The sequence below is a fragment of the Labrys sp. 22185 genome, from assembly GCF_052045555.1.
GTDB lineage: Bacteria > Pseudomonadota > Alphaproteobacteria > Rhizobiales > Labraceae > Labrys > Labrys neptuniae.
The window spans coordinates 1-22,667 of sequence record NZ_JBQEPH010000022.1 but is presented as its reverse complement, the minus strand read 5'-3'; the positions used below and the strand labels follow the sequence as shown (position 1 = coordinate 22,667).

The following is a 22,667-nucleotide window of genomic DNA, read 5'->3' as shown; positions in this document are numbered from 1 at the left end:
CGCAAATCGATCAGAGCCGCAGGCCTCTTACGTCTTTGCAAGCGTAAGGGCATGGTCAAACGCGTCCGGCGCTCGGCCGTGAGCACAGATATTAGGAGAGGGTCTCATGACCAGGATGACGACGTCGGAGCTTCGCGGTTACCAGCAGATCTGCGCCCCCAATGGAATGATGATGGTTATTGCCTGCGACCAGCGTGGCGGCATGCGCTCCTTGTTGGCGAACGACCCGGCCGAACAGGCCAAGATCAGTGACGCGACGCTGGGCGAAACCAAATCCGACATCGTCCAATATCTGGCGAGTGCGGCTTCCTGCGTGCTGCTCGATCCGATCTGTGCCGTCCCCAAGGTGGTGGATGACGGCGTACTTGCCCGCGATGTGGCCCTCCTGATCGGCCTCGATGCGTCTGGGTTCGACAAGACGCCGGAAGGCTATCGCTTGTCGCGCCTGGTTCCTGGAATCGATGCCCGCCATGTGCGCGCGATGGGGGGCACGGGCGGCAAGATCATGGTGTATCTTCGTGCGGACCGGCCGGAGGCCAATATCCATAACATCGACATTCTGCGCCGTTGCATCGAGGACTTCGCCCGTGAAGATCTCCTGCTGGTGGTCGAATTCCTGACCTATGAACTGCCGGGTGAAAGCCGCGAGGACTATGTCGCCAAGGTGCCCGAACTGGTTCTGGAGGGAACCAGGATCTGTCTGGACTGCGGCTCGAAGGTCTTGAAGCTGCCCTATCCGGGCACGGCGGAAGCTTGTGCCGGCGTTACTCGTCTCGCCGGTGCGGTACCATGGGCGGTTTTGTCGGCAGGTGTCGATCACTCGACCTTCCTTGGTCAAGTCGAGACGGCCATGAGAAACGGGGCTTCGGGAGTCATTGCCGGTCGTGCCCTGTGGAAGGACTGCATCTCGCTCGATCGCAAGGAGACGGCCGACCGTCTCGCGACAATTGCGGTCCCGCGCCTGCGCGAAATTCAGGCTGTGGTCGCCCGCTACGCCGGCAAAGCCGCGCAAGCGGCCTGACGGGCCAGCCTGCCATGCATAAGCCCCCTTTGGCGATCGGCATCGATATTGGCGGAACCAATGTGCGGGCTGCTTGCATCGATGCATCCGGGCAGATCCTGGAGCGCCTCGTTGAAAGGACATTGCGAGATCCGACGGCGCTGACCTCCCGCCTCATTGCCCTGATTAGGGCCCTCGACAGGCCTGGCATTACAGCGGTTGGCATCGGTGTTCCCGGGCGAGTCGATGCGCGCCGCAATCAGGTGCTCTCGGGCGGATATGTCGACCTGTCCACCATACGGCTTGCCGAAGCGATCGAGCGCGAGACCGGCAAAAGCGCCTTCATCGACAATGATTGCAACATGGCGCTTGTCGGCGAGATTGCCGCGGGCGCCGCCCGCGACTGTCGCCATGTGGCGATGCTGACGATTGGCACCGGTATTGGCGGTGCGGTGGTGCTGGACGGGGCCGTGATGCGGGGGCAGCGTAGCGCCGGCCAACTTGGCCATGTGACGGTCGATCTTGGCGGCGCCGTCTGCAATTGTGGCCGGATCGGTTGCGTCGAGACCACCAGTTCCGGCACGGCTCTCGGCCGCCATATCGCCGCCGCCGGACTTGCGGTTGGAACGAGCGCGGACGAGATTCTTGCTCTCGCACGCAGCGGAGACGCGAGGGCAACAGGGGTGATCGAGGCCTGGGCGGTGCCGCTCAGGGCTGCGATCGACAGCATTGTCGCCAGCGTGGATCCCGAACTCTTCCTGCTCGGCGGCGGGTTGGGCGCAACGGCATGCGCGGCATTGGAATGGGCCCCGGCCCTGTCGCCATGGTATCAATGCCCGGTCAGGCCTGCTGTCTTGGGCGATGACGCCGGTGTCATTGGTGCAGCATTGGCTGGAATGAAGGATGATCTGTTTTCGCCATGAAGAAGGCTATCTTGGTCAATGGCGTGCCGGCGACCGGCAAGAGTAGCGTTGCCCGCTTTGTAGCGGATGCACGCGGATGGCCAATCCTTGCGCTGGATAGCGTGAAGGAGCCTTTTTTCGACCATCTCGGCGTCGGGGATCGCGAGTTCAATCGCAAGTTGGGACGAGCGAGCTATCAGGCGATATGGTCGATCGTGAGAGATGCTCCCGATGGCATGATCTTCATCGTCGATGCCTGGTTCGGTTTTCAGCCCCGCGATGTGCTGGAGGCCCATCTTGTTCGCGCAGGGGTCGGCAGCACGGCGGAAGTATGGTGCCATGCACCGCCGGAAATCCTCGTCGAACGCTATCGCCAGCGGCTCGATATGCGCCATGCTGGACATCCGGGCGAAGCCTTCCTGCCCGAGCTCGATGCGCTTGCCAGGCGGGCGGAGCCATTGCGGCGCGGCCCGATTTTCGACGTCGATACCACGCAGCCGCTCGATCACGAACGGCTGCTTGGCTGGATTGACGAAGTCGTCGGGTGAAGCATCACCAGATCGTGTAGCCGCAGTCCACCACGAGGGTCGTTCCCGTGATGGCACTGGAGGCGTCCGAAGCAAGAAACAGGATGGCCGAGGCGATTTCGTCCGGTCTTGCCACGCGCTTCATCGGCGTCATTTCCATCCAGGTCGGAAAGCGCTCGGGGTCAGTGAAGCTGGTATTGGACATCGGCGTGTCGACATAAGTTGGTGCAACGGAATTCACGCGTACGCCCCGCTCGGCCCTGGCGGCGCTTGGGAGGAGGGCACTTTTGAAATGGCCGTCAACATGGACGAGCAGCGCCGTCGCGTCAGCACGGCCTGGGCCTATCTGACGCCGCAGGTCAGGGCGCGCCCCAATCTGGAAATCCGTACCCACACCACCGCCTCCCGCATCGTCCTGGCCGATGGCAAGGCCGTTGGTGTGATCGCCATGCGGGGAGGCGCCAGCCAGATCGTGCAGGCGAACCGGGTGGTGCTGAGCGCCGGCGCGCTGTCCTCGCCCGCCATCCTCATGCGCTCGGGCATCGGTCCGGCCCCCCATCTGGGCGATTGCGGCATTGAGGCCCTGCATCACCTGCCCGGCGTCGGCCAGAACCTGATGGAGCATCCCTCGGCCGGTATCGTGCCCTTTCTCAGGCCGGCCGCACGCCAGCGGGGCGTGCCCGACTACCACATTCCCATCGGCTATCGCTTCTCCTCCGGCCTGGAGGGATGTCCGCCGGGCGACATGCATATGAACTTCGTCACCCGCGCGGCCTGGCATGCCGTGGGGCGCCAGCTCGGTTCCGTCTTCTTCTGGGTGAACAAGTCCTATTCGCGTGGCCAGCTCCTGCTCGATCCCGCATCCCCGGACGGTCCGCCGCGCATCGATTTCCGCATGCTTTCCGACAGGCGCGACCTCGTACGCCTGGCCGATGCCTTCGAGCGCGCCGTGAGCCTGGCGCTCGACCCGACGGTGAATTCGGTGGTCTCCGGCGTTTACGCCGGCGGCATGTCGGAGATCGGCAAGCGTTTTTCCAAGCCGAGCGCGCCCGGCGCCGTCGTCACCGGGATCGGAGCGGTGGGCCTCGATCTGATCGGCCGGCTGCGCGAGAAGGTGTTTCCCCATATGCTGTCGAACTATGACGATCCCCTCAGACTGGTCGGCAACCGTGGCGAGCTCGAGGCCTATATCGCCGAAACAGTCGGCGGCGTCTGGCATCCGTCCGGCACCTGCCGCATGGGTCCCGACGGGGACAGGATGGCGGTGACGGATGCCACGGGACGGGTGCGTGGGTTGCAAGGATTGTTTGTCTGCGACGCTTCGCTGATGCCCACGATTCCCTGTGCGAACACGAACCTCCCGACGATCATGATGGCGGAAAAGATCGCCGACGCTCACAAAGGCGCTGCCTGAGAGCATGAACACGCTCCTCTGAAATGGAGGAACCCTCAGGCTGCGGCCAAGGTTGACGATCGATCTGCGACAAGGCCTCGGCACGAGACGCTCGGCATCGCCACTTTGGCGTTCCTCCATGCCGCCACGCACTGCTGACGCATTGCACTCGCAACCTTGCAAGTATACTCCTATAGCCGGAGAAACAGTGGCGTTTCCCGCTCTCGCCTGTGTCGACCGGCCCGACAGGCGTATTCCTGTCTGTGCTCCGTTCTCAGGTGATAGTTGTGACCAATGACGATTGGAAAATCGGCGTTCTATTTTCCAAGAGCGGCGTAACAGCTGCCGCGGAAATAGCCGAAGCAAATGCGACGCTCCTGGCCACCGAAGAAATCAACGCTGCGGGAGGCGTGCTTGGGCGAAGAATTGCGCCGACATTCTACGATCCTGAATGTTCGGCGCGTCGATATCGCGAACTGGCTGTTCGGCTCCTGACCGAAGATCGGATCCGGGTCATCTTCGGTTGCTATATGTCGACGGCACGAAAGGCCGTTCTTCCGGAGATCGAGGCCTATCGCGGATTATTATTCTATCCTACATTTTATGAAGGATTTGAATATTCCAACAATTGCTTCTACACGGGTTCATCGTCAAATCAGAATGCTGTCCAGTTGGCGCAATATCTGATCGAGAATTACGGCAAGAGATTTCTGCTGGTTGGTTCAAACTATGTTTTTCCATATGAATATAATCGTGTCGTAAGCGACCTGGTTACCTTGGCAGACGGAACGATTCTAGATGAGATCTATGTTCCGGTTGAAGCGGTTCGAAAGGATTTCGACAAGGTCATCAAACGTATAAAGGAGCTCAAGCCGGACGTGCTGGTGTCCAACGTCGTCGGCACGGGGGCGGTGCTTCTGTATCAGGCCTATCGGGAAGCGGGTTTCGACCCCAGTGCGATGCCCATTGCCAGCCTGGCGACCACAGAGGCGGAGGTGGCCCTGATGCCGTCGGGATTGGCCGCAGGGCACCTGACGGCAGCGTCGTTTTTCGAGACTTTGGACACGCCGGCCGCCAGGCGCTTCGTCACGGCCTTCAAACAGCGTTTCGGCGAGGATGCGCCGGTGACTGCCAGCGCGGAAGCCGCGTATTTTCAGACATATCTCTATGCAGCGGCGCTTGAACGGGCCGGGACCGACAATCCCGACGCCCTTGTGCGCCACCTGGCGGGCTTGGAATTCGACGCGCCGCAGGGGCGGATTCGTATCGACCCCGACAACCATCATACAGAACTGTGGGCGCGTATCGGCAGGCTCAATCCGCAAGGCAAATTCGACGTCATCTGGGAGTCGGAGGCACGGGTAAGACCGGACCCTTATTTCGTTACCGCAGCGCATGACGGCTGGGCCAGCGGTCTGACTCCCGCGCGTCGCAAGGCCTGATGGGAGCAGGCGATGACAGCCCATCTGCTCAAGGATCTCAAGGGCCTGCGCGTGCAGGTCATACATCCACCCGATGCCCAGGGCGTGGCGCTGGTCGAACATCTGCGCCGCATCGGCTGCAGCTGTGAAACGACATGGCCGCTGCCTCAGGCCGTCAGCGCGACCGCAGTCGTCGTGCTGGTCTCCATCGAACAAGAAAACCGGGACAAGATTCTGCGCCTTTTCAGGCCCGTCGAACCCTCGGACCCTGCTGTCTTGGCCGTCGTGTCGTTCGAAGATCCGAGCACGCTCCAGGTGGTGCTCGAATGCGGTGCACTGGCCGTGATCGAGCGGCCCATTCGTCCCTTTGGATTGCTCACCAACCTGATCATCGCCCGTTCGCTTTGGATGGAGCGCCAAAGCGCGGCCAAGCGCATCCGCAAGCTCGAACGCAAACTCGCCGGCAACAACCGGATCCTAAGAGCCAAGACCATTCTTATGGAAACACAGGGGCTCAGCGAGCCGGAAGCCTATGAAAGCATACGCAAACAGGCGATGGGCAAACGCGTGGCGATGGACGATGTCGCCACCGCAATTATCAATGCTTATGAGCTCTTGACGTTCAAGGAAAGTCGTGCCTAGTATGAAACTTAGTTGACGCCGGTGAAACGGCGTCACTCTCGGCGAGAGACAGTGTAGTCTTCGCCATTTGGCTGTGCAGCCCGCAAACTCCCGTTCGGAGTTCGCGGGTTTTTTGTTTTGGTTAGGCCGACAAGGCTGTTGGCCTCCCTGTCTTGCAGTATCGGCGACACTGAGCATGCGCGAGCCGGCGCGTGCGAGGCAATGCTTTTACTCTCTATCCGAAAACCTTTGTCCAGACCTTGTCGCCTGGGGCTCGTGCGCGCCCATGCGGCAGGACCCACATCGAAAAGAAGGAGCCCGGTTCATCATCTTTCGACTACAGCCCTCCTGCTGAGCTGGTGAGGCTGGACCGCAACGGTCAGGGCGTGCTCGGCGCGCTCGCGAGACTTCCGAATGATCCTGCACGGCCGCGAGGGGCGGCTCGAAGACAAGGACGCGCCCATCGAGGCGCAGAGGAGGGGTAATGAACGATAAGACAAGGCGTGCCTTTCTCAAGGCAAGCGGATTCGCGGCCATGGGATTGGCAGCACCAGCCATCCTGCGTCTGGGCGATCGCGCCTGGGCAGCCGAAGAGGTGCCGGTCGGCATCATGTATTCGCTCACAGGCACGACGGCGATCGTCGAGAAATCGATGAATCAATGTGCCCAGATGGCAATTGCGGAGATCAATGCCAAAGGAGGCGTGCTCGGCAAGCAATTGCGCCCCGTGATCGAAGATCCTGCTTCCGAGCCGCGCACCTATAGTGAAAAAGCGCGCAAATTGGTGATGGAAGACCAGGTACCGGTCATTTTCGGCTGCTACACCACCGCCAGCCGCAAGGCGGTGCTGCCCGTGGTCGAGCGCCGCAAAAGCCTGCTGGTATGGCCGACCTGGTACGAGGGAGAAGAGTGCTCCAAGAACGTACTCTATGCCGGATCGGCGGTCCCAAATCAGCAACTCGAGAATTCACTGCCCTGGCTGAAGAAGAAGCTTGGACGTAGCAAGCTGTTCATCGTCGGTTCCGACTATGCCTTTCCGCGGGGCATGGCCAAGACTTCGAAAACAATCTGCCAGAAGATCGGCATGGAGGTCGTCGGCGACGAATATCTCCCGCTCGGCCATACCGAATGGGCATCGATGGTGTCCAAGATCGGGGCGAGCGGCGCGGATGTGATCTTTTCCAATGTCGTCGGGGATTCGATCGTCGCCTTCTATCGCGAGCTGCGCAACCAGGGCTATAGTTTCGACAAGCTGCCCTTGTGCTCGTCGACCACGACAGAGGTCGAGATCAAGGCCATGGGGCCGGAATATGCCCTCGGCAGCTACGTGTCCCTGCCCTATTTCCAGACCGTCGAAACGCCGCAGAACCAGGCTTTCGTGAAGGCGTTCAAGGCCTATGCCGGCGCCGATGCCGTAACCCATGCCGCAATGGAGGCGGTCTATATCGGCGTTCACATGTGGGCGATGGCGGCCGAGAAGGCGGGTGAATTCACGGCCAAGGGGGTGGTTTCGGCCGTCGGCGGAATGTCCTTCGACGCCCCGCAAGGCAAGGTCACGATCGACCCGCAGAACCTCCACAGCTACCTGACGCCCCGCATCGGCAAGACACGGGCCGATGGATTGCTCGACATCGTCGACCAATATCCCGAGCCGCTGCTGCCGCTGCCCTATTCCAGCGTCGGGGAAAGCGCGGAGAAACGCCTCTGCACCACGAGCGGCGCTTCGCTCTAACGCGTCATCGGTCGGACTCCAGGCCGCTGCAGGCACTGCACGGCCACCGGCCACTTGCGATCGGGTTTGAGATGGAAACCTTCGTCATCGGGCTGAGCATCGGATCGATCCTGTTCATGGTCGCACTCGGTCTTGCGATCATTTACGGGACCATGAAAGTCATCAATCTCGCCCATGGCGAGATGGTGATGATCGGTGCCTACGTCACCGTGCTGGCGACCCGTCATCTGGGCTTGAATATCTATCTGTGCCTGCCCTTGGCGTTCCTGGTCACGGCGATGTTCGGCCTGGCGATCGAACGCTCGGTCGTCAGCCGTCTCTACGGACGTTTGCTCGACACCTTGCTGGCGACCTGGGGCATTGCCCTCATTCTGCAGCAGCTCGTCCGCATCCATTTCGGGTTGGCCCTGTTCGGTATCAAGATCGATGGGCTCGGAGCGGACCTGCAAAACGTCCCGGTACCGGTCGAGCTGCAACAGACCTGGCATCTGCTGGGAGCGAACATTCCGGTCTATCGGGCATTTGTCTTCGGGATCGCCGTCCTGCTTGGGGCTGCGACCTGGTGGTTCCTTTACCGCACGCGCTTTGGTAGCCAGCTAAGAGCCGTATCGGTGGCCAGGAACACGGCTGCCGCCTGCGGCGTGAACGACAAGAAGGTCAATGCCCTTGCCTTCGCCTATGGCTGCGGTCTTGCGGGTGTAGCAGGTGTTCTCGTCTCCGGGTTCAAGACAGTGTCGCCGGACATGGGAACTTCCTATGTCGTCGACGCCTTTCTCGTGGTGGTCGCCGGAGGCGTGGGCCAGCTGCTGGGCACCTTCGCCGCTGCCGGAATACTTGGCGAGGTGCAGAGCTTCGTCGCCACCTGGCTCAATGATGTGTATGGCCGCACCGTTCTGTTTGCCGTGGTCATCCTCATCCTGCTGTTCAAGCCGCAAGGCCTGTTCGTGACCAAGAGCCGCTGACACTCCCAAAGACATGGATGAGCGTATGACATATCGAAGCACTTCCATTGCCGCCTACATAGTGTTCTTTGCGGTGGTGTTCGCCCTCCCGTTCTTCCTCAACAGCTTCTGGACCAACCGGGTTGCGACCTATCTCGTCTATGCAATCTGTGCCGTCGGGATAAGTCTGGCCTGGGGCTATACGGGAATACTCAGCCTGGGCCAGGGCCTGTTCTTTGGAATGGGTGCCTATATGCTTGCCATGTCGCTCACGCTGGCGGTGCCCGAAAACAACCCGGTGCCGGATCTGATGCTGCTCAATATGCAGCCGGACGCCGTGCGCGATCTTTGCTGCGTCACCCCGGGCTCCTTCCTGTGGATTCCCTTCAGATGGGTCGCGGTCGGCATGATCGCGGGATTGCTGGTGCCCTGTGCCCTGGCCGCGGGACTTGGCTATGTCATGTTCAAGCGGCGCACGACGGGCGTCTATGTCAGCATCATCACCCTGGCATTCGCGCTGATTGGTCAGTTGCTCGTGATCAACAATCAGCCCTTGACCGGCGGCTTCAACGGCCTTGCCAGCTTTGCCCCGCTGATGATTGCCGGTTTTGAATTCGACCCTTACGGACCCAGCGTCTATTACGCCGTTGCCGGCATTCTGTTTCTCGTCGTGCTCGGGCTTCGCCTGCTTCTTTCCGCTCGCATCGGACAGGTTCTCAAGGCGATCCGCGAGGACGAGGCCCGAGCCCGCTATCTGGGCTATGACGTCGAGAGCTACAAATTATTCGTGTTCTGCCTCTCGGCCACCATAGCAGGGCTGGCAGGCATGTTGTTCACCCTGACGGCGGAGTTCGCCTCACCCTCCCTGATGGCGACGTCGTTCAGCATCTCCATGGTGATCTGGGCTGCGACCGGCGGTCGGGCGTCCCTGCTGGGCGCCTGTATCGGGGCTTTGCTGGTGAATTTCGTCGGCTCCTATGCCAGCGAGAATGCCGTCCTCCAGCCGGTTTGGCCGATCATCCTGGGCGGGCTGTTCGTTTTCGTGGTGCTGGTGATGCCCAACGGCATCGTGGGCCTCATCAAAGCGTGGTTCGAACGCACCCCGCGTGACAATTCCTCACGACGGGAGGCCTACCCATGAACGCCGTGACCAGGATAGAGGCCGCACGACCGCAGGCCGCGACTCCGCCCATTCTGACGACCCGCAATCTCACCGTCCGCTTCGACGACTTTCCGGCCGTGAGCAATGTCGACCTGTCGATCGAAGATGGTGAACTGAGGGTCATCATCGGTGCGAACGGTGCCGGCAAATCGACGCTGCTCGATCTGCTGTGCGGCAAGGTGCTGCCGTCGGAAGGCGAGATCTGGCTGCGCGACCGCAACATCACCGGCATCGGCGAGGCGGCGATTGCGCGTGGCGGCGTCGGCCGGAAGTTCCAGACACCTGCCGTCTTCAAGGAGATGACGGTGCTCGAGAATTTGCAGATCGCAAGCAACCGCTACGTCAAGGTTCGCGACAATCTGTTCCGGCGCTTCTCGCGGGGGCCGACCGACCGGGAATTGGCGGTCGCCGAACGGACGGGGCTGTCATCCTTCATGAAGCGCAAGGCCGGGGAATTGTCCCACGGCCAATTGCAATGGCTGGAGCTGGCCATGGTCCTCAGCCAGGATCCCAAGGTCATTCTTCTCGACGAACCAGCCGCCGGAATGACGGCTGCCGAAACCGACAAGACCGCCGAGCTCCTGCTGGCGCTGGCCGGTGAACACACCGTGCTCGTCATCGAGCATGACATGGCGTTCGTGCGCAGGATCTGCCGCACCATAACCGTTCTCCACCAAGGTTCGGTCCTGGCGGAGGGAACGGCGGATGACATCGAGAAGAACCCCGCCGTCATCGAAGCCTATCTCGGTTCTGCGACGCTCAGCCATGCTTAAGATCAGCCATGTCAATGCCTTTTATGGCACCAGCCACATCATCCACGACCTCGATCTGGAGATACGCAAGGGCGAGACGTTCTGCGTCCTCGGTCGCAATGGCGTGGGCAAGACCACATTGCTGCGCAGCCTTCTCGGCATTGGGGTGCGCACCACGGGGAGCATCGAATTCCAGGGGCACGAGATCGGCAGGGCCCTGACCCATGATCGCGCCCGGCGCGGCATCGGCTATGTGCCCCAGGGGCGGGAGATCGTTCCGGGCATGAGCGTGCTCGACAACATCCTGCTTGGCTGCAATGCACGCGCCGATCGCAAGATCGACGTGCCACCGCTTGTCTGGAGCCTCTTTCCATTCCTGAAGGACCATCTTGGGCGGCGTGGAACAAACCTCTCGGGCGGCCAGCAGCAGCAATTGGCCATCGCCCGCGCTCTCGCCACCGATCCAAGCCTCCTCATCCTGGATGAGCCCACCGAGGGCATCCAGCCCAACATCGTGGAAGACATCGAAAGGGCGATCATCGCGCTCAACCGCGATCACGGCCTCACGATCATCCTGGTCGAACAGAAGATCCGCTTCGCTCGAACGGCGGCACATCGCTTCGCCATCCTTGAGAAAGGGCGTGTCGCGGCGGCCGGCCCAAGCAGCGAACTCACTCACGAACTCGTCCATCGGCACATGAGCCTGTAGCGCGTCGCAACGGCGGACGCCGCAACCGAACAATGGGAGAAACCCAGCATGCTTCGCATCGAAAGCCTTGTCGGCGCCAGCACGGATCCCGGACTGCACGAGCATCTTCATCATCTCGAACATCACGGTGATCTGGAAGTGGTCAAGATCGCCGTCGGGGACCTTGATCGTCGCCGCTTGCTCGCCCGGACCGAACGTGGCGAGGAACTCGCCATCGCACTTCCGCGCGACCAGAAGCTGTTCGACGGGGCGGTGCTGCTCATGGAAGCCAGGAGAGCCATCGTCGTCAAAGCCGGCGAGCAGCGCTGGCTCAGGCTTTCGCCGCGCGGGACCGAAGAAGCGCTGGAGCTGGGCTACCATGCCGGCAATCTGCATTGGCGCGTGCGTTTCGAGGGCAAGGACCTGCTGGTCTCGCTGGATGGCCCGGCCGCCGATTATGTTGCGCGCATAGACCCGCTGGTCAGGAGCGGAGCCGTTCTCGCGGCCGAAGAGCACCAATGAGCACGCTCGATCCGAGCCCTCTGCTCGTGGCCCTGCAGCATGCCGACAGCCAGTTTCCATCCGGAGGCTTCGCGTTCTCCCAGGGGCTGGAAGCGTCCGCGCTCCTGAAGGACACGCTGGGTGGCTGGGACCTTGCCGATTTCATCCTCACGCAGCTCGGCCAGCGCTGGGCCGGGGCCGATCGCGTCGCCTTGATCAGGGCTCATCGCTGCGGAAGCGAACTGGCAGGGGTGGCGGAGCTGGACCGCGAGGTCGAAGCGTCGACCTTCGTGGATGGTCTCAGGGCCGGCTCGCGCCGGAACGGCATGGCGCTGCTGACGACCCACGCTCGCATCGGTACGCCCAAAGCGTCGGATTACCGGGCATTGGTGCGTGAGGGCTCCGCCTGCGGACATCTGGCCGTCATGCAGGGCCTGCTTTGGCGGTCGGTCGGGCTCGATGAAACCGCGGCTGCCTCGATCGGCGGCTATCAGGCCGCCGCATCGCTGGCTACCGCCGCGATCAGACTGGGTCTGATCGGTGCCATCGAAGCGCAGGCCATCCTCACCGCGGCCCTGCCGGTCATTGCCGGAATTTGTCGCGAGCCGGTGGCCGACGACGAACCGATCCGCTCGTTCAATCCGCTGACTGAAATCGCCGTCTCTTTTCATCGCGGCGGCGGTCAGCGGCTGTTTTCCAATTAGCCCGGTCAAAGAGGGAAGCACATTCATGCTGCTGACGCCCACTGAATTGGAACGCCTGACCATCTTCACTGCAGCCGAGCTGGCCCGCAAAAGACGTGCCAAGGGCTTGAAGCTCAATTACCCCGAAGCCGTGGCACTGATTTCCGACGAGATCCTCGAAGGGGCACGCGAGGGACGCTCCGTGGCGGAAATGATGGCGTTGGGATCGCAGATTCTCACGCAGGACGACGTCATGTCCGGTGTCGCCGCCATGCTTCCCATGTTGCAGGTGGAGGCGACATTCAAGGACGGCACCAAGCTGGTCACGGTTCACGATCCCTTGCGTCCTGCCCCCGACGGCTCTCACGACAGTTTCGAGCCGGGAGAGATCGTCAGCGAGGAAGGCGAAATCGAACTCAATGCCGGCAGGGAGAAACGGGCTGTTCGGGTGGTCAATACCGGCGACCGTCCCGTGCAGATCGGCTCCCACTACCATTTCTTCGAGGTCAACCGGGCTCTGGAGTTCGACCGCGCCGCCGCCTTCGGCATGCGCCTCGATATCGCCGCCGGTACGGCGGTGCGGTTCGAGCCGGGGCAGGAGAGAGAAGTGGAGCTCACCACTTTCGGTGGACAGCAGATGCTTTCGGGGCTGAACGCGTTGTCGGACGGCTTGGCCCGCGATCCCAACGCCAAGGCAGCGGCACTCGAGCGTGCTCGCGCCGCCGGCTTTCGTGGCGCTTGAGAAGGAGACGACAGATGGCCTTCCTCTCCCGTCGCGACTATGCCGCGATGTATGGACCAACCACGGGTGACGGCTTCCGGCTCGGCGACACCTCGCTCATCGCGGTGGTCGAGAAGGACTACGCGACCTATGGCGACGAATGTCTTCACGGCGGCGGAAAGACACTGCGCGATGGCGCGGGCCTAGCCGCGGGCGTGACCAGCGCCGAAGGGGCACTGGACTTTCTCTTGTGCAACGTCACGGTGATCGATGCCGTGCTCGGGATCGTCAAGGGCGATCTTGGCATCAAGGACGGGCGTATTGTCGGTATTGGCAAGGCCGGCAATCCAGCGATCATGGACAATGTCGACCCTCGCCTGATCGTCTCGGCGGCGACGACGGTGCGTGATTGCGAAGGCCTCATTGCCACTGCCGGTGCGTTGGATGTCCATGTCCACTTCGACAGCGCCCAGCTTTGCGAGCACGCGATCGCCTCCGGCATCACCACGATGCTGGGCGGTTCGCTCGGACCCATCACCGTCGGCATCGATTGCGGCGGCGCCTTCAATGTCGGCAAGATGCTGCAGGCCGCCGAGCAATGGCCGATCAATTTCGGTTTCCTCGGGCGAGGCAATTCGCACAAGCCAGCCTCGCTGGTCGAGCAGATCGAAACGGGCTGCCTCGGCCTCAAATTGCACGAGGACTGGGGCACGATGCCCGCTTCCATCGACACCTGCCTGTCGGTTGCTGACGATATGGACTTTCCAGTCCAAATCCATACCGACACGCTGAACGAGTCCGGTTTCCTGGAAGATACGCTGGCGGCCATCAAGGAACGCACCATCCACATGTACCACACCGAAGGTGCGGGAGGCGGTCATGCGCCCGACATCATCCGCGTCGCCGGCGTGCCATGGTGCCTGCCGTCTTCCACCAATCCCACCAACCCCTACACCATCAATACCTTCGACGAACATCTCGACATGACGATGGTGTGCCATCATCTCAACCCGTCCATACCCGAGGACGTGGCCTTTGCGGAAAGTCGCATCCGGGCGCAGACGATCGCCGCCGAAGACGTCCTGCACGATATCGGTGCGATCTCGATGCTGGGATCTGACAGCCAGGGCATGGGCCGCATCAACGAGGTCATCTGCAGGACCTGGCAGCTTGCCGACAAGATGAAGCAGCAAAGAGGGCGCCTGCCTGAGGAGAAGACGCGTCTTGGCGACAATGAGCGGATCAAACGCTATGTCGCGAAATACACCATCAATGCTGCGCGTACTTTCGGGATCGCCGACCATGTCGGCTCGCTCGAGGACAGCAAGATCGCCGACATCGTGATCTGGCGCCCGGCCTTCTTCGGCATCAAGCCGGAGCTGGTCATCAAGGGCGGCTTCATCGCCTGGGGCGCGATGGGGGACAGCGCAGCCTCGCTGATGACCTGCGAGCCTCTCTTGTTGCGTCCGCAATGGGGAGCGTTCGGGCGGGCCAGGCAGGCGCTGTCGGCCTGCTTCGTCAATCCGGCCGCTATCGACCGAGGGCTGGCCTCCACGCTCGATTTGAAGAAGGCGCTGCTGCCCTCCCGGGGATCGAGGGGGCTATCCAAGAAGGACATGCTCCATAACGACGTCTGCCCCCAGATACGCGTCGATCCCCAGACCTTCGACGTCTTTGTCGATGGCGAGCTTGCCACATGTGAGCCGGCGCGGGAGCTGCCGCTGGCACAACGCTATATGCTGAGGTGACGCCATGGGCGCGACGTATCTGTTGAAGGATCGGCCATCGACCCGCGTGGGCGCTGCCAGGGTTGGCATTGGCGGGCCGGTCGGTTCGGGCAAGACGGCGCTCATCGAACGACTGATCCCGGCTTTTGCGGCACGAGGTGTCTCGCTGGCGGTCGTCACCAACGATCTCGTGACGGCGGAGGACGCCGAGCGTCTGCGGCGTTCCGGCCTGATCGATCCGGCGAGGGTTGCGGCTGTCGAGGCTGGCGCCTGTCCCCATACCGTCATTCGGGAAGATCCCACCCTCAACATCGCCGCTGCCGACGAGTTGGAGCAGCGTTTTCCCGATGCCGAACTGATCCTGATCGAGAGCGGCGGCGACAACCTGGCCTCCACCTTCTCGCTCGACCTCGTCGATTGGTGGATGTTCGTCATCGATGTGGCTGGAGGCGACGACATTCCCCGCAAGAATGGCCCGGGCGTGCTCAAATGCGATCTGCTTGTCATCAACAAGAGCGATCTGGCGCCCCATGTCGGCGTCGATCTCGACCGCATGACAAGCGAGGCCGGCGCGGCCCGCCGCGGTCGTCCGCTGGTGCTGACCAATTGCCGCAAGGCCGAGGGCATCGGCGCAATCGTGGACCGCATCCTGGCCGACGTGTTGTTCCGATGACGCAGCATTGGCAGCCACCATCGTCACCTGGTGATCCGGCCGTGCACATCATGGCCGAACATCGGGGCCGTTTCGAATTGGACTTCATCCGGCATGGTGCGCGAACGACGCTCGCGCGCCAGTTCGTCTCCTACCCGTTTCATCTGACGCGGCCTTTCCGGCTGGATCCGGCCATTCCTTCCTTGCTTACGCTCTATCAGCAATCGTCATCCGGAGGTCTCTATCGAGGGGAACGGCTCTCATGCCGATTTCGAGTGGGGGCGGGCGCTGCCGCCCACATAACGACCCAGGCCGCCACGATCGTTCATGATTGCCAGGGCCGGCCCGCTCAACAGAGGACTGTCATCGAGGTCGAGGGCGGGGCTTTTCTGGCCTATGCGCCCGACCCGCTCGTGCTCTTTCCAGGTGCGTCCTCTGCTGCCAGCCTGGATGCCCGCCTGGCGGATGACGCGGTCATGTTCCTTTGCGATGCATTCACCACGCATGATCCCCGGGCTGAAGGACGCCGCTTCGACCAGCTCAGTTCGGATGTCGTGATCCGCAATTCGAGCGGGAGGCTGGTCGTCCGCGATAGTTTCCGGCTCGGCGGCGATGCGCTGTGCAGCCAAACTTCACCGATGGGGCGCTGGCAGGTCATGGCGAGCTATCTCGTCCTCGCTCCTCCAGCCCGTCTTCCTTCCCAGGCTGACCTGCAGTGCTCGCAGGTCGAGGGCCGTTCCATCATTGGTGTGAGCGTCCTCCCCAACGCGGCCGGTTGGGGCATCCGCTGTCTTGCCGCAGATGCGATCGCGGCTCGCAAAGCCACCGATCGGCTGTTCTCGCTGTGTTGCCAAGCCGCGTTCGGCCATTCGCCCATGCCCCGGAGAAAATGAGATCTCGGGGGCCGCTGACTGATTTCGAAAGGAGATATGCCCATGAAATCCCGCTGCACCGCTTCCCTGCTTGCTGCGATCCTTGTCGGCGCCATGACAGCCACTGCCAATGCCCATACCGGCATCGGCGATACTAGCGGGCTCGCGCATGGTTTCCTTCACCCCGTCGGTGGACCGGACCATATCCTGGCCATGGTCGCTGTCGGATTGTTTGCTGCCCAGTTGGGCGGGCGGGCGATCTGGCTCGTCCCGTTGAGCTTTGTGGTCGTCATGGCTTTCGGCGGCGTACTGGGACTGGCCGGCGTAACGCTGCCGTTTGTCGAACTGGGCATCGGCCTTTCCGTGCTCGTGCTGGGCGCCGCCGTTGCCTTTCGGTTGCGCGCGGCCGTACCTGTGGCAATGGCTCTCGTCGGGTTTTTTGCAGTCTTCCATGGTTATGCGCATGGCGCCGAGATGCCAGAGAATATCGGCGGCTTCACCTATGGCGTGGGCTTCATGCTCGGAACCGCCATGCTGCATGCCATCGGCGTGGGAGCCGGCCTGGCAATCGGCAGATCGCGAAACGGCCGCGGAGAACTTCTCGTCCGTTCGGCCGGAGCCGTTATTGCGATTACCGGTGCGGCTTTCCTCGGGGGGCTTGCCTGAAAGGCCGGCGCGGACATCCTGCTCCAACGGCAGGGCAAACGGCATGCGCTCGTGGCGATCTTGCCGCGAGGGTACAAGCGGGCATCATCGATGGAGAGCTGGTCAGCCGGACTACGTCGGCGTTCGAGCCGGCGTCTCCTTCCCTGCTGGAGCGCATGCATCGGCTTAAGGCGGCACAATGCCATTGAGCAATTTGGCGGTGGGAGGGCGCGATTGTCGGTAAGAAGAAAGAAGGAACGCCTTCCGGTCGCGATCGGTCGAGAGCTACGGGTCTGCAGGGAGCGCGAAGGGATCTCTGCCGTCGATCTTGCACGCGCGGCTCAAATTTCAGGTGGTACCCTGTCGAAGATTGAGCGAGGCACCATCACGGCCTCCCTGACGATCATACAGTCCTTGGCAAGAATTCTAGGCGTTTCATTGTCTACGCTGATAAAACGAACAGAGAGGCGTCGTAAAGTTATCTTTGTCAGGCAAGCCGATGTGATTGGATCGAGTGTATTCCCTGTCCAGAAAGGTGTCTATAACTTAGATCTTGGCTCTGTCGATTCTTATAACGATCTTCTTAACACCAACCCCTCTTTGGTGGTGATTTATGATAATGAATATTCGAACATTTCATCCCAAGGAAAGGGGTATGTTTTAATTTTCATGCTGGAAGGTGAGATGATATATCGCCATGGCTTGAATAGTCATAAATTGGAAACAGGAGATAGCCTGTTTTTTGATGCTGAGAATTGGCATGGGCTTGCCAAAGCTGTCAAAACACCTCTCAAGTTTCTACAGTTTAATACCTGCTTCAAATAATTAGTATTGTATAAGGGGTTGGTTCATCCGACTGTCGTTGTCACCCGTGCCCACTGCACTATTGCTACACCACGCTGAATTTCGCCGTGAAACGGAAGTTGGGTGCCCTCCAGGCGAGCCCGTCTGATGCGGCAGCTTCTTGGTGCGGCCTCCGTCCATCACAAAAACATGCCCGGTCGCAAATCGCCTCTCATTGGAGGCAAGCGATACCGCGAGATTGCCGATATCGCGCGACTCTCCCAGCCGGCCTGCCGGATGCATGACCAGGAGTTCGCGTCGGATTCGCGACCTGCCGGCTATGCTTTCCAGATAGATCTCGCTGGGCCCCGAATTGATCCAGTCCGGTGAGACTTGCCCGATCTCCTCGGGCAGCACGGTATTGATGGCCTGCAGGGTCTGACGACCCAGTTGTCGCAAAGCGGGCTGGGCGAAGCAGTTTCGTCGTGGATCGGCAACGGAGAAAATCAGGCGGTCACGGCCGACCAGATTTCCCAGGCCCTGGGTTCGCCTATGGTCACGTCGTTGGCTGAGAAGTTCGGCGTTGATCCGGCCCAGGCGAGCCAGTTCCTCGCCGACCATCTGCCGCAGATCATCTCGACATTCCACGGCAATCAAACAGCCTGAAGGAGCCCGGCCGCTCGATCGAATGGAGAGGCGGCCGGGCCTCGCCAACAGACTGTGAATACTGCTGGCGATTGCTTCCGCCGGGCGCGATGGAAGCAAGGAAGAGGGTAGGTCGGCCGGGTCACGGGATGAAGCTTGATCTTGTTAAATGTTGTTTCGTCAACCCGGCGATCGAGGCGAAGTAGGATAGGGGCATGGCGCCCCACGTGTCCTCTTCCTGCTTGAGCGCCCGGTGTGGGGCAGGTGCTGCCTGTTGGATTGCCGCGGCGTTTGTCGGTGCAACGATGGTCGCCGATACTACGAACGGGGCCGTTGTCGGTGCGGGAGATGGAAGTGCAATAGGCTCCCTGGCCGAGGCAGCGGCTTTTCGTCGATACGGCTAGTTCAAGAAGGCAGACGCGCCCATCCCTACGGCGCATAGCGCCATGACACCCGTGGAGAGCCAGCCCAGGCCAAGCAGCCAGCCGCCGATCACCTGCTCGCCCATAATTTTTTTGTCGGTCGACATCAGCATCATGATGACCATGATCGGCACAGCGACGACGCCATTCACCACGGCGCTCCAGAAAAGGGCCCGGATCGGATTGACGGGGGCGAAGTTCCAGGCAACGCCGAGCATGGTTGCGATCGCTATCGTGGCATAGAAGGCCTTGGCGTCCTTGGGCTTGCGGGCCAGTCCGGTGGGCCAGCGCAGCGCTTCTCCGAGCCCGTAAGCGGCCGATCCGGCCAGCACCGGCACGGCCAGGAGCCCTGTTCCCACGATGCCGATGACAAACAAAAGCTCGGCAAATTTGCCTGCAACGGGCTCCAGCGCTTCAGCCGCCTGCGCTGAACTGCCAATGTCGGTGATGTGGTGCACATTGAGCGTCGCGGCCGCCGTGACCATGATGGACAGCGCAATGAAGTTGGAAACGCCCATGCCGGCGAGCGTATCCAGTTCAATCCTTTGATCGGCCTCCTTGGCTTGGTCCGGACTATCCTTCAAAGGGTGGCGCTTGGGCTTTTCCTTGAGGTCCTCCACTTCCTGCGAGGCCTGCCAAAAGAAGAGATACGGGCTGATGGTGGTGCCAAAAATTGCGACAATTGCCATGAGATAGTCGGAGGAAAACTCGATATGCGGCGTAAAGAATCCCGTCGCGAGAGCCGCCCAGTCGATCTTTACGATGAAAAGCGTCGCGACATAGCTCAGCAAGGCCAGGCTGAGCCATTTGAGAATGCGAACGTATTTCTTGTATTGCAGGAATACCTGCGCGATTGCGCATCCGGCTCCGAAAAGCACGACATAGACCAGGGCCGGGCCGCCGATGATGAGTTTGACGGCGTCGCCCATTGCGCCGATATCGGCCCCGATATTGATGATGTTGGCGATCACCAGCAGGCAGACGCCCGTATAGACCAGCCAATTGGGATAATATCTGCGCAGGTTGCCGGCTATGCCTCGTCCCGTGGTTCGTCCGAGACGGGCGCTGATCATCTGGATGGCGCTCATGAGGGGGTAGGAAAACAACAGGGTCCAGCTCGCGCCATAGGCATATTGCGCACCCACCTGGGAATAAGTCGCAATTCCGCTGGGATCGTCGTCCGAAGCGCCGGTGATTAAGCCCGGGCCGAGAACTTTGAGTATACGTGGCTTGCTTGGCTCGACAGCCGGGCTGCGCTCTGTTCTTGGATCGAGGTCCCCCTCAGTCCCGCTCATTGTTCCGCCTTGCTGCAAGATGTTCTTGTTGTTGCTCTGGCGCCGACATCGAAAGCTGCAAATCAATCTGTGCGCAGGATCGATGTGGCGCCCTCTCGTCTGCTATGCGAGCTTACGAACTCGCTCGGTGGCATTCGGTTCCCGAGGAATGCTCGACCGCCCGGCGGAATGGCGATGGCGTACGGTGGCGGAATTGTGCTTGGAACGGATGGGAAGCACCGCGGTTCTGGCTGTCCAGTACCGAGTTTCCAGGAGAACGCTATGATGGAGGCGGCTGTAAGGAAGCTATTCGAGCGATACGAGAACTTCTGCAATCAGTCTCTCGGTGGCCATGCAGACATGGACGAGGTCGCCTCACTGTACGCGCCCGAATTTATCGGCGCCGCACCCGCCGGCGTCATGACTGGAAAGAACGACGATCAGTTCAAACAGGCGATCGTGCAGGGATATGCACATTATCGGGCAATCGGGACGACAGAGATGCGCATACGCAATGTCCGCCTTTCCTCCATAGACGAATGTCATTGCCTAGCCCATGTCGCTTGGACCGCCACCTATGGCCAGAAGGATCGAGGGCACAAAGTGATCGATTTTGATGTCCACTATTTCGTTCAGATACTGGATTCCGAGGCGAAGATATTTGGTTGGGTATCAGGTGACGAGCAGGCACTTCTAAAAGAGCATGGCATCATCTGACGCCAGCCGTGCCTGCAAATGCACGCTTCATCGATCCGTGTGGCTCCTTCCTGTCCGACTTAGAATATGCCGCCTCTGAGGCAGGGGGCGAACCGAGATCGACAATTAGATCGCCGGGCGCCTTGTCGGCGCCGTCACAAAGGTCGCCAATGCTTATCCTGGTGGCCGTATCAGCTAATTCAGGCGTCGAGGGCATGAAAAAGCATGAGACGACGTAATTTTATATAAAAACTAAGATTATAATAACAAATATTTTGAATTTATATATCAATTTTAGGCTTATAAATCATGATAATACGAAATTAAATTTAAAAATACATTATGAACTTCAATTAAATAAGAATTTGTATAAGGATAATTATTTGAATTATTTTAATATACGCGTGCGTGTAGTTCGAATAAATTTAAACTTGCATTCATATCCCCTTCGTCGTTGATTAGTCGAAGTGTCAGGGGAAGGTATGCAAGTCATGAGGCCAGTCTATATCTTATTGCCGTTGGGGGTAGCATGTGTCTTGGGAGCTTGTGCCGACAATAAACCACTCGAGAAGGGGTTGAGGGTTGGCCCGTCCGTTACTCGCCATACGAAAAAAGATCAGTCCGTCACGGTGTACAGCGCGTATCAGGTCGCCAACGATTGCGTCATGTATGACCTGCCACCTTCCGTCAAGATTATCACGCCTCCGCGCAATGGCATTGCCACGGTTGTTCACGTGAAAGACCATCCCGCCTACCCGACGACAAGCCACCTCTACAAATGCAATGCCAGGATGATACCGATGACTGCAGTCACGTATCGGCCGAATCCGGGCTTTACGGGTACCGATAGCCTCGCATTACAGACCAATTTCACCGGATCTCTCAATCCTCCTGACCGGACTGCAGTTGCCGTTGAGGTAGCACCTTAGACCCGGTCACCGGCATTCGCGCCCCCACTCGAGTCCTGCAGTGCTCTTAGTGTGGGGTCGATGATGAACCATATGGGGGGCTGATCGAGCCCGTGGCGCAAGCCGTGATGGCCCGGCAACGCTGCTTTCCGCCGAGCGCAGGGCTTCGCAGCCGGACCGCTTGTTGCGTGGGAGCGGGGCTATCGGAGCAGGATCTGCGACTGCCAAACCCGGGTTTCGATCCGTGCCCGGATCTGCTCGGCCTTGCCATGAACGACCACGAAGTGCTCCCTGTCGAAATACAGGGTCGAGCTGTCGGGCTCATTGCCCTCGATATAGCAGATGCGAGTCACGTTCACTTCGATCGGATGTCGGTCGAAACTTCGTTCGAATGTGCAGAATATCGGGATTTTGGTCTCTGTCCCTTCAGAACGACCCGTCGTCTCCTGCGCTTCGTCCATTCCTACCATCCCACACAAACGCGAGCGCAATGATGGCTCTTCCAGTGCGGAAATCTAGCAATGGCGTTTTCGGGATCAAGACCGCCTGAAATCCCATGGTTAAAAAAAAGCCCGCCGCGCATGGGGGCAGCGAGCGGGCAAGCAGGGGAAGGGAGCAATGCGGGTTTCCTGCCGGCGGCAATTGCTCCTTGTTTTCAGGCTGCGACGTCCGCCGGCGGGGTCATCGACGTGCAGGTTTCGATATGCCTGCGGGTGTCCGCGAGGGTGCCCCTGACGACCACGAATTCGTCTCTCCTGAAATACATGGTCGTCGTGCCGTCGTCATTGCCCTCCAGATAGAGGATGAGATTCACGTTCACCTCGATCGGATGGCGGTCGAAGCTGCGTTCGAAAATACAGAAAATCGGTTTCACCGGTCCTGCTCCTTTGGGGTTAGCAGGCCCTGTACTAGGACCGTGGGCATGATGCCCACTGCGTGTCGCTTCTCGCGTTCGCGAGCGCCCTCTACGCCTTCTCCTCTTGGAAAAGAACAGCCCGC

Annotated in this window: 26 protein-coding genes; 21 read left to right on the top strand and 5 right to left on the bottom strand. The window is 60.5% G+C overall.

What is annotated here, in order from left to right:
* Positions 1-106 precede the first annotated feature (106 nt).
* From ACTJKX_RS28825 to ACTJKX_RS28815, 3 genes are read left to right on the top strand one after another with little or no spacing between them, the layout of a single operon-like run.
* Positions 107-1,021 carry a tagatose-bisphosphate aldolase gene (locus tag ACTJKX_RS28825; RefSeq protein ID WP_394314488.1) on the top strand — a complete coding sequence of 305 codons (915 nt, stop codon included), beginning with the start codon at positions 107-109 and terminating at the stop codon, positions 1,019-1,021.
* A gap of 14 nt (positions 1,022-1,035) precedes the next feature.
* Positions 1,036-1,923: an ROK family protein gene (locus ACTJKX_RS28820; protein WP_394314486.1), complete on the top strand. Its 888-nt coding sequence runs from the start codon at positions 1,036-1,038 to the stop codon at positions 1,921-1,923.
* Between the two features lie 11 nt (positions 1,924-1,934).
* Positions 1,935-2,450: an AAA family ATPase gene (locus ACTJKX_RS28815; protein WP_440727337.1), complete on the top strand. Its 516-nt coding sequence runs from the start codon at positions 1,935-1,937 to the stop codon at positions 2,448-2,450.
* Positions 2,451-2,454: 4 nt separating this feature from the next.
* On the opposite strand, the gene ACTJKX_RS28810 is transcribed toward ACTJKX_RS28815, so the two are convergent.
* Positions 2,455-2,823 (bottom strand): SDR family oxidoreductase, encoded by a 369-nt coding sequence (locus ACTJKX_RS28810; protein ID WP_440727336.1) that lies wholly within the window; start codon positions 2,821-2,823, stop codon positions 2,455-2,457.
* Here ACTJKX_RS28810 and ACTJKX_RS28805 point away from each other — a divergent pair.
* From ACTJKX_RS28805 to ACTJKX_RS28730, 16 genes are all read left to right on the top strand, one after another.
* Positions 2,722-3,843: a GMC family oxidoreductase gene (locus ACTJKX_RS28805; protein ID WP_440727335.1), complete on the top strand. Its 1,122-nt coding sequence runs from the start codon at positions 2,722-2,724 to the stop codon at positions 3,841-3,843. The two genes, ACTJKX_RS28810 and ACTJKX_RS28805, sit on opposite strands and share 102 nt — an antisense overlap.
* Positions 3,844-4,109: 266 nt before the next feature.
* Positions 4,110-5,264: a transporter substrate-binding domain-containing protein gene (locus ACTJKX_RS28800; RefSeq protein ID WP_311939615.1), complete on the top strand. Its 1,155-nt coding sequence runs from the start codon at positions 4,110-4,112 to the stop codon at positions 5,262-5,264.
* Positions 5,265-5,276: 12 nt separating this feature from the next.
* Positions 5,277-5,885, top strand: coding sequence for an ANTAR domain-containing response regulator (locus ACTJKX_RS28795; protein WP_068290287.1), 609 nt, complete (start codon positions 5,277-5,279; stop codon positions 5,883-5,885).
* Between the two features lie 463 nt (positions 5,886-6,348).
* Positions 6,349-7,596 carry a transporter substrate-binding domain-containing protein gene (locus ACTJKX_RS28790; protein WP_311939611.1) on the top strand — a complete coding sequence of 416 codons (1,248 nt, stop codon included), beginning with the start codon at positions 6,349-6,351 and terminating at the stop codon, positions 7,594-7,596.
* 71 nt (positions 7,597-7,667) lie between these two features.
* A complete protein-coding gene (urtB, locus tag ACTJKX_RS28785) occupies positions 7,668-8,558 on the top strand; it encodes an urea ABC transporter permease subunit UrtB (RefSeq protein ID WP_440727334.1) in 891 nt (296 codons plus the stop codon).
* Between the two features lie 25 nt (positions 8,559-8,583).
* Positions 8,584-9,678 (top strand): urea ABC transporter permease subunit UrtC, encoded by a 1,095-nt coding sequence (gene urtC / locus ACTJKX_RS28780; RefSeq protein WP_394314448.1) that lies wholly within the window; start codon positions 8,584-8,586, stop codon positions 9,676-9,678.
* Positions 9,675-10,472: an urea ABC transporter ATP-binding protein UrtD gene (urtD, locus tag ACTJKX_RS28775; RefSeq protein WP_367625820.1), complete on the top strand. Its 798-nt coding sequence runs from the start codon at positions 9,675-9,677 to the stop codon at positions 10,470-10,472. Before urtC ends, urtD begins: the two co-directional genes overlap by 4 nt.
* Positions 10,465-11,160: an urea ABC transporter ATP-binding subunit UrtE gene (urtE, locus tag ACTJKX_RS28770; protein ID WP_440727333.1), complete on the top strand. Its 696-nt coding sequence runs from the start codon at positions 10,465-10,467 to the stop codon at positions 11,158-11,160. Before urtD ends, urtE begins: the two co-directional genes overlap by 8 nt.
* A gap of 48 nt (positions 11,161-11,208) precedes the next feature.
* On the top strand, positions 11,209-11,661 hold the full coding sequence (gene ureE, locus ACTJKX_RS28765; RefSeq protein WP_440727332.1) for an urease accessory protein UreE: 453 nt from the start codon (positions 11,209-11,211) through the stop codon (positions 11,659-11,661).
* Entirely contained in the window at positions 11,658-12,344 is a 687-nt protein-coding gene (locus ACTJKX_RS28760; protein ID WP_440727331.1) for an urease accessory protein UreF, read from the top strand. Before ureE ends, ACTJKX_RS28760 begins: the two co-directional genes overlap by 4 nt.
* A 25-nt stretch (positions 12,345-12,369) precedes the next feature.
* Positions 12,370-13,065 carry an urease subunit gamma gene (locus ACTJKX_RS28755; RefSeq protein ID WP_440727330.1) on the top strand — a complete coding sequence of 232 codons (696 nt, stop codon included), beginning with the start codon at positions 12,370-12,372 and terminating at the stop codon, positions 13,063-13,065.
* Between the two features lie 14 nt (positions 13,066-13,079).
* Positions 13,080-14,792, top strand: a complete 1,713-nt coding sequence (ureC, locus tag ACTJKX_RS28750; RefSeq protein ID WP_440727329.1) for an urease subunit alpha — start codon at positions 13,080-13,082, stop codon at positions 14,790-14,792.
* A gap of 4 nt (positions 14,793-14,796) precedes the next feature.
* A complete protein-coding gene (gene ureG / locus ACTJKX_RS28745; protein WP_394314443.1) occupies positions 14,797-15,444 on the top strand; it encodes an urease accessory protein UreG in 648 nt (215 codons plus the stop codon).
* 50 nt (positions 15,445-15,494) lie between these two features.
* Positions 15,495-16,316, top strand: coding sequence for an urease accessory protein UreD (locus ACTJKX_RS28740; protein ID WP_440727387.1), 822 nt, complete (start codon positions 15,495-15,497; stop codon positions 16,314-16,316).
* A gap of 42 nt (positions 16,317-16,358) precedes the next feature.
* A complete protein-coding gene (locus ACTJKX_RS28735; protein WP_440727328.1) occupies positions 16,359-16,961 on the top strand; it encodes a HupE/UreJ family protein in 603 nt (200 codons plus the stop codon).
* A gap of 213 nt (positions 16,962-17,174) precedes the next feature.
* Positions 17,175-17,765 (top strand): helix-turn-helix domain-containing protein, encoded by a 591-nt coding sequence (locus tag ACTJKX_RS28730; RefSeq protein ID WP_394314440.1) that lies wholly within the window; start codon positions 17,175-17,177, stop codon positions 17,763-17,765.
* On the opposite strand, the gene ACTJKX_RS28725 is transcribed toward ACTJKX_RS28730, so the two are convergent.
* Entirely contained in the window at positions 17,766-18,140 is a 375-nt protein-coding gene (locus ACTJKX_RS28725; protein ID WP_440727327.1) for an SDR family oxidoreductase, read from the bottom strand.
* Between ACTJKX_RS28725 and ACTJKX_RS28720 the strand changes: the two genes are divergently transcribed.
* The gene (locus ACTJKX_RS28720; RefSeq protein ID WP_440727326.1) at positions 18,117-18,389 is read left to right on the top strand and encodes a YidB family protein; all 273 of its coding nucleotides are present in this window, start codon (positions 18,117-18,119) and stop codon (positions 18,387-18,389) included. The two genes, ACTJKX_RS28725 and ACTJKX_RS28720, sit on opposite strands and share 24 nt — an antisense overlap.
* Positions 18,390-18,768: 379 nt before the next feature.
* On the opposite strand, the gene ACTJKX_RS28715 is transcribed toward ACTJKX_RS28720, so the two are convergent.
* Entirely contained in the window at positions 18,769-20,085 is a 1,317-nt protein-coding gene (locus ACTJKX_RS28715) for an NRAMP family divalent metal transporter (protein ID WP_440727386.1), read from the bottom strand.
* A 264-nt stretch (positions 20,086-20,349) separates the two neighbouring features.
* On the opposite strand from ACTJKX_RS28715, the gene ACTJKX_RS28710 reads away from it, so the two are divergent.
* Positions 20,350-20,781: a nuclear transport factor 2 family protein gene (locus ACTJKX_RS28710; protein WP_394314532.1), complete on the top strand. Its 432-nt coding sequence runs from the start codon at positions 20,350-20,352 to the stop codon at positions 20,779-20,781.
* Between the two features lie 1,087 nt (positions 20,782-21,868).
* On the opposite strand, the gene ACTJKX_RS28705 is transcribed toward ACTJKX_RS28710, so the two are convergent.
* Positions 21,869-22,129 carry a hypothetical protein gene (locus ACTJKX_RS28705; RefSeq protein ID WP_440727325.1) on the bottom strand — a complete coding sequence of 87 codons (261 nt, stop codon included), beginning with the start codon at positions 22,127-22,129 and terminating at the stop codon, positions 21,869-21,871.
* A 194-nt stretch (positions 22,130-22,323) separates the two neighbouring features.
* Positions 22,324-22,542 carry a hypothetical protein gene (locus tag ACTJKX_RS28700; RefSeq protein ID WP_311939580.1) on the bottom strand — a complete coding sequence of 73 codons (219 nt, stop codon included), beginning with the start codon at positions 22,540-22,542 and terminating at the stop codon, positions 22,324-22,326.
* Positions 22,543-22,667 lie beyond the last annotated feature (125 nt).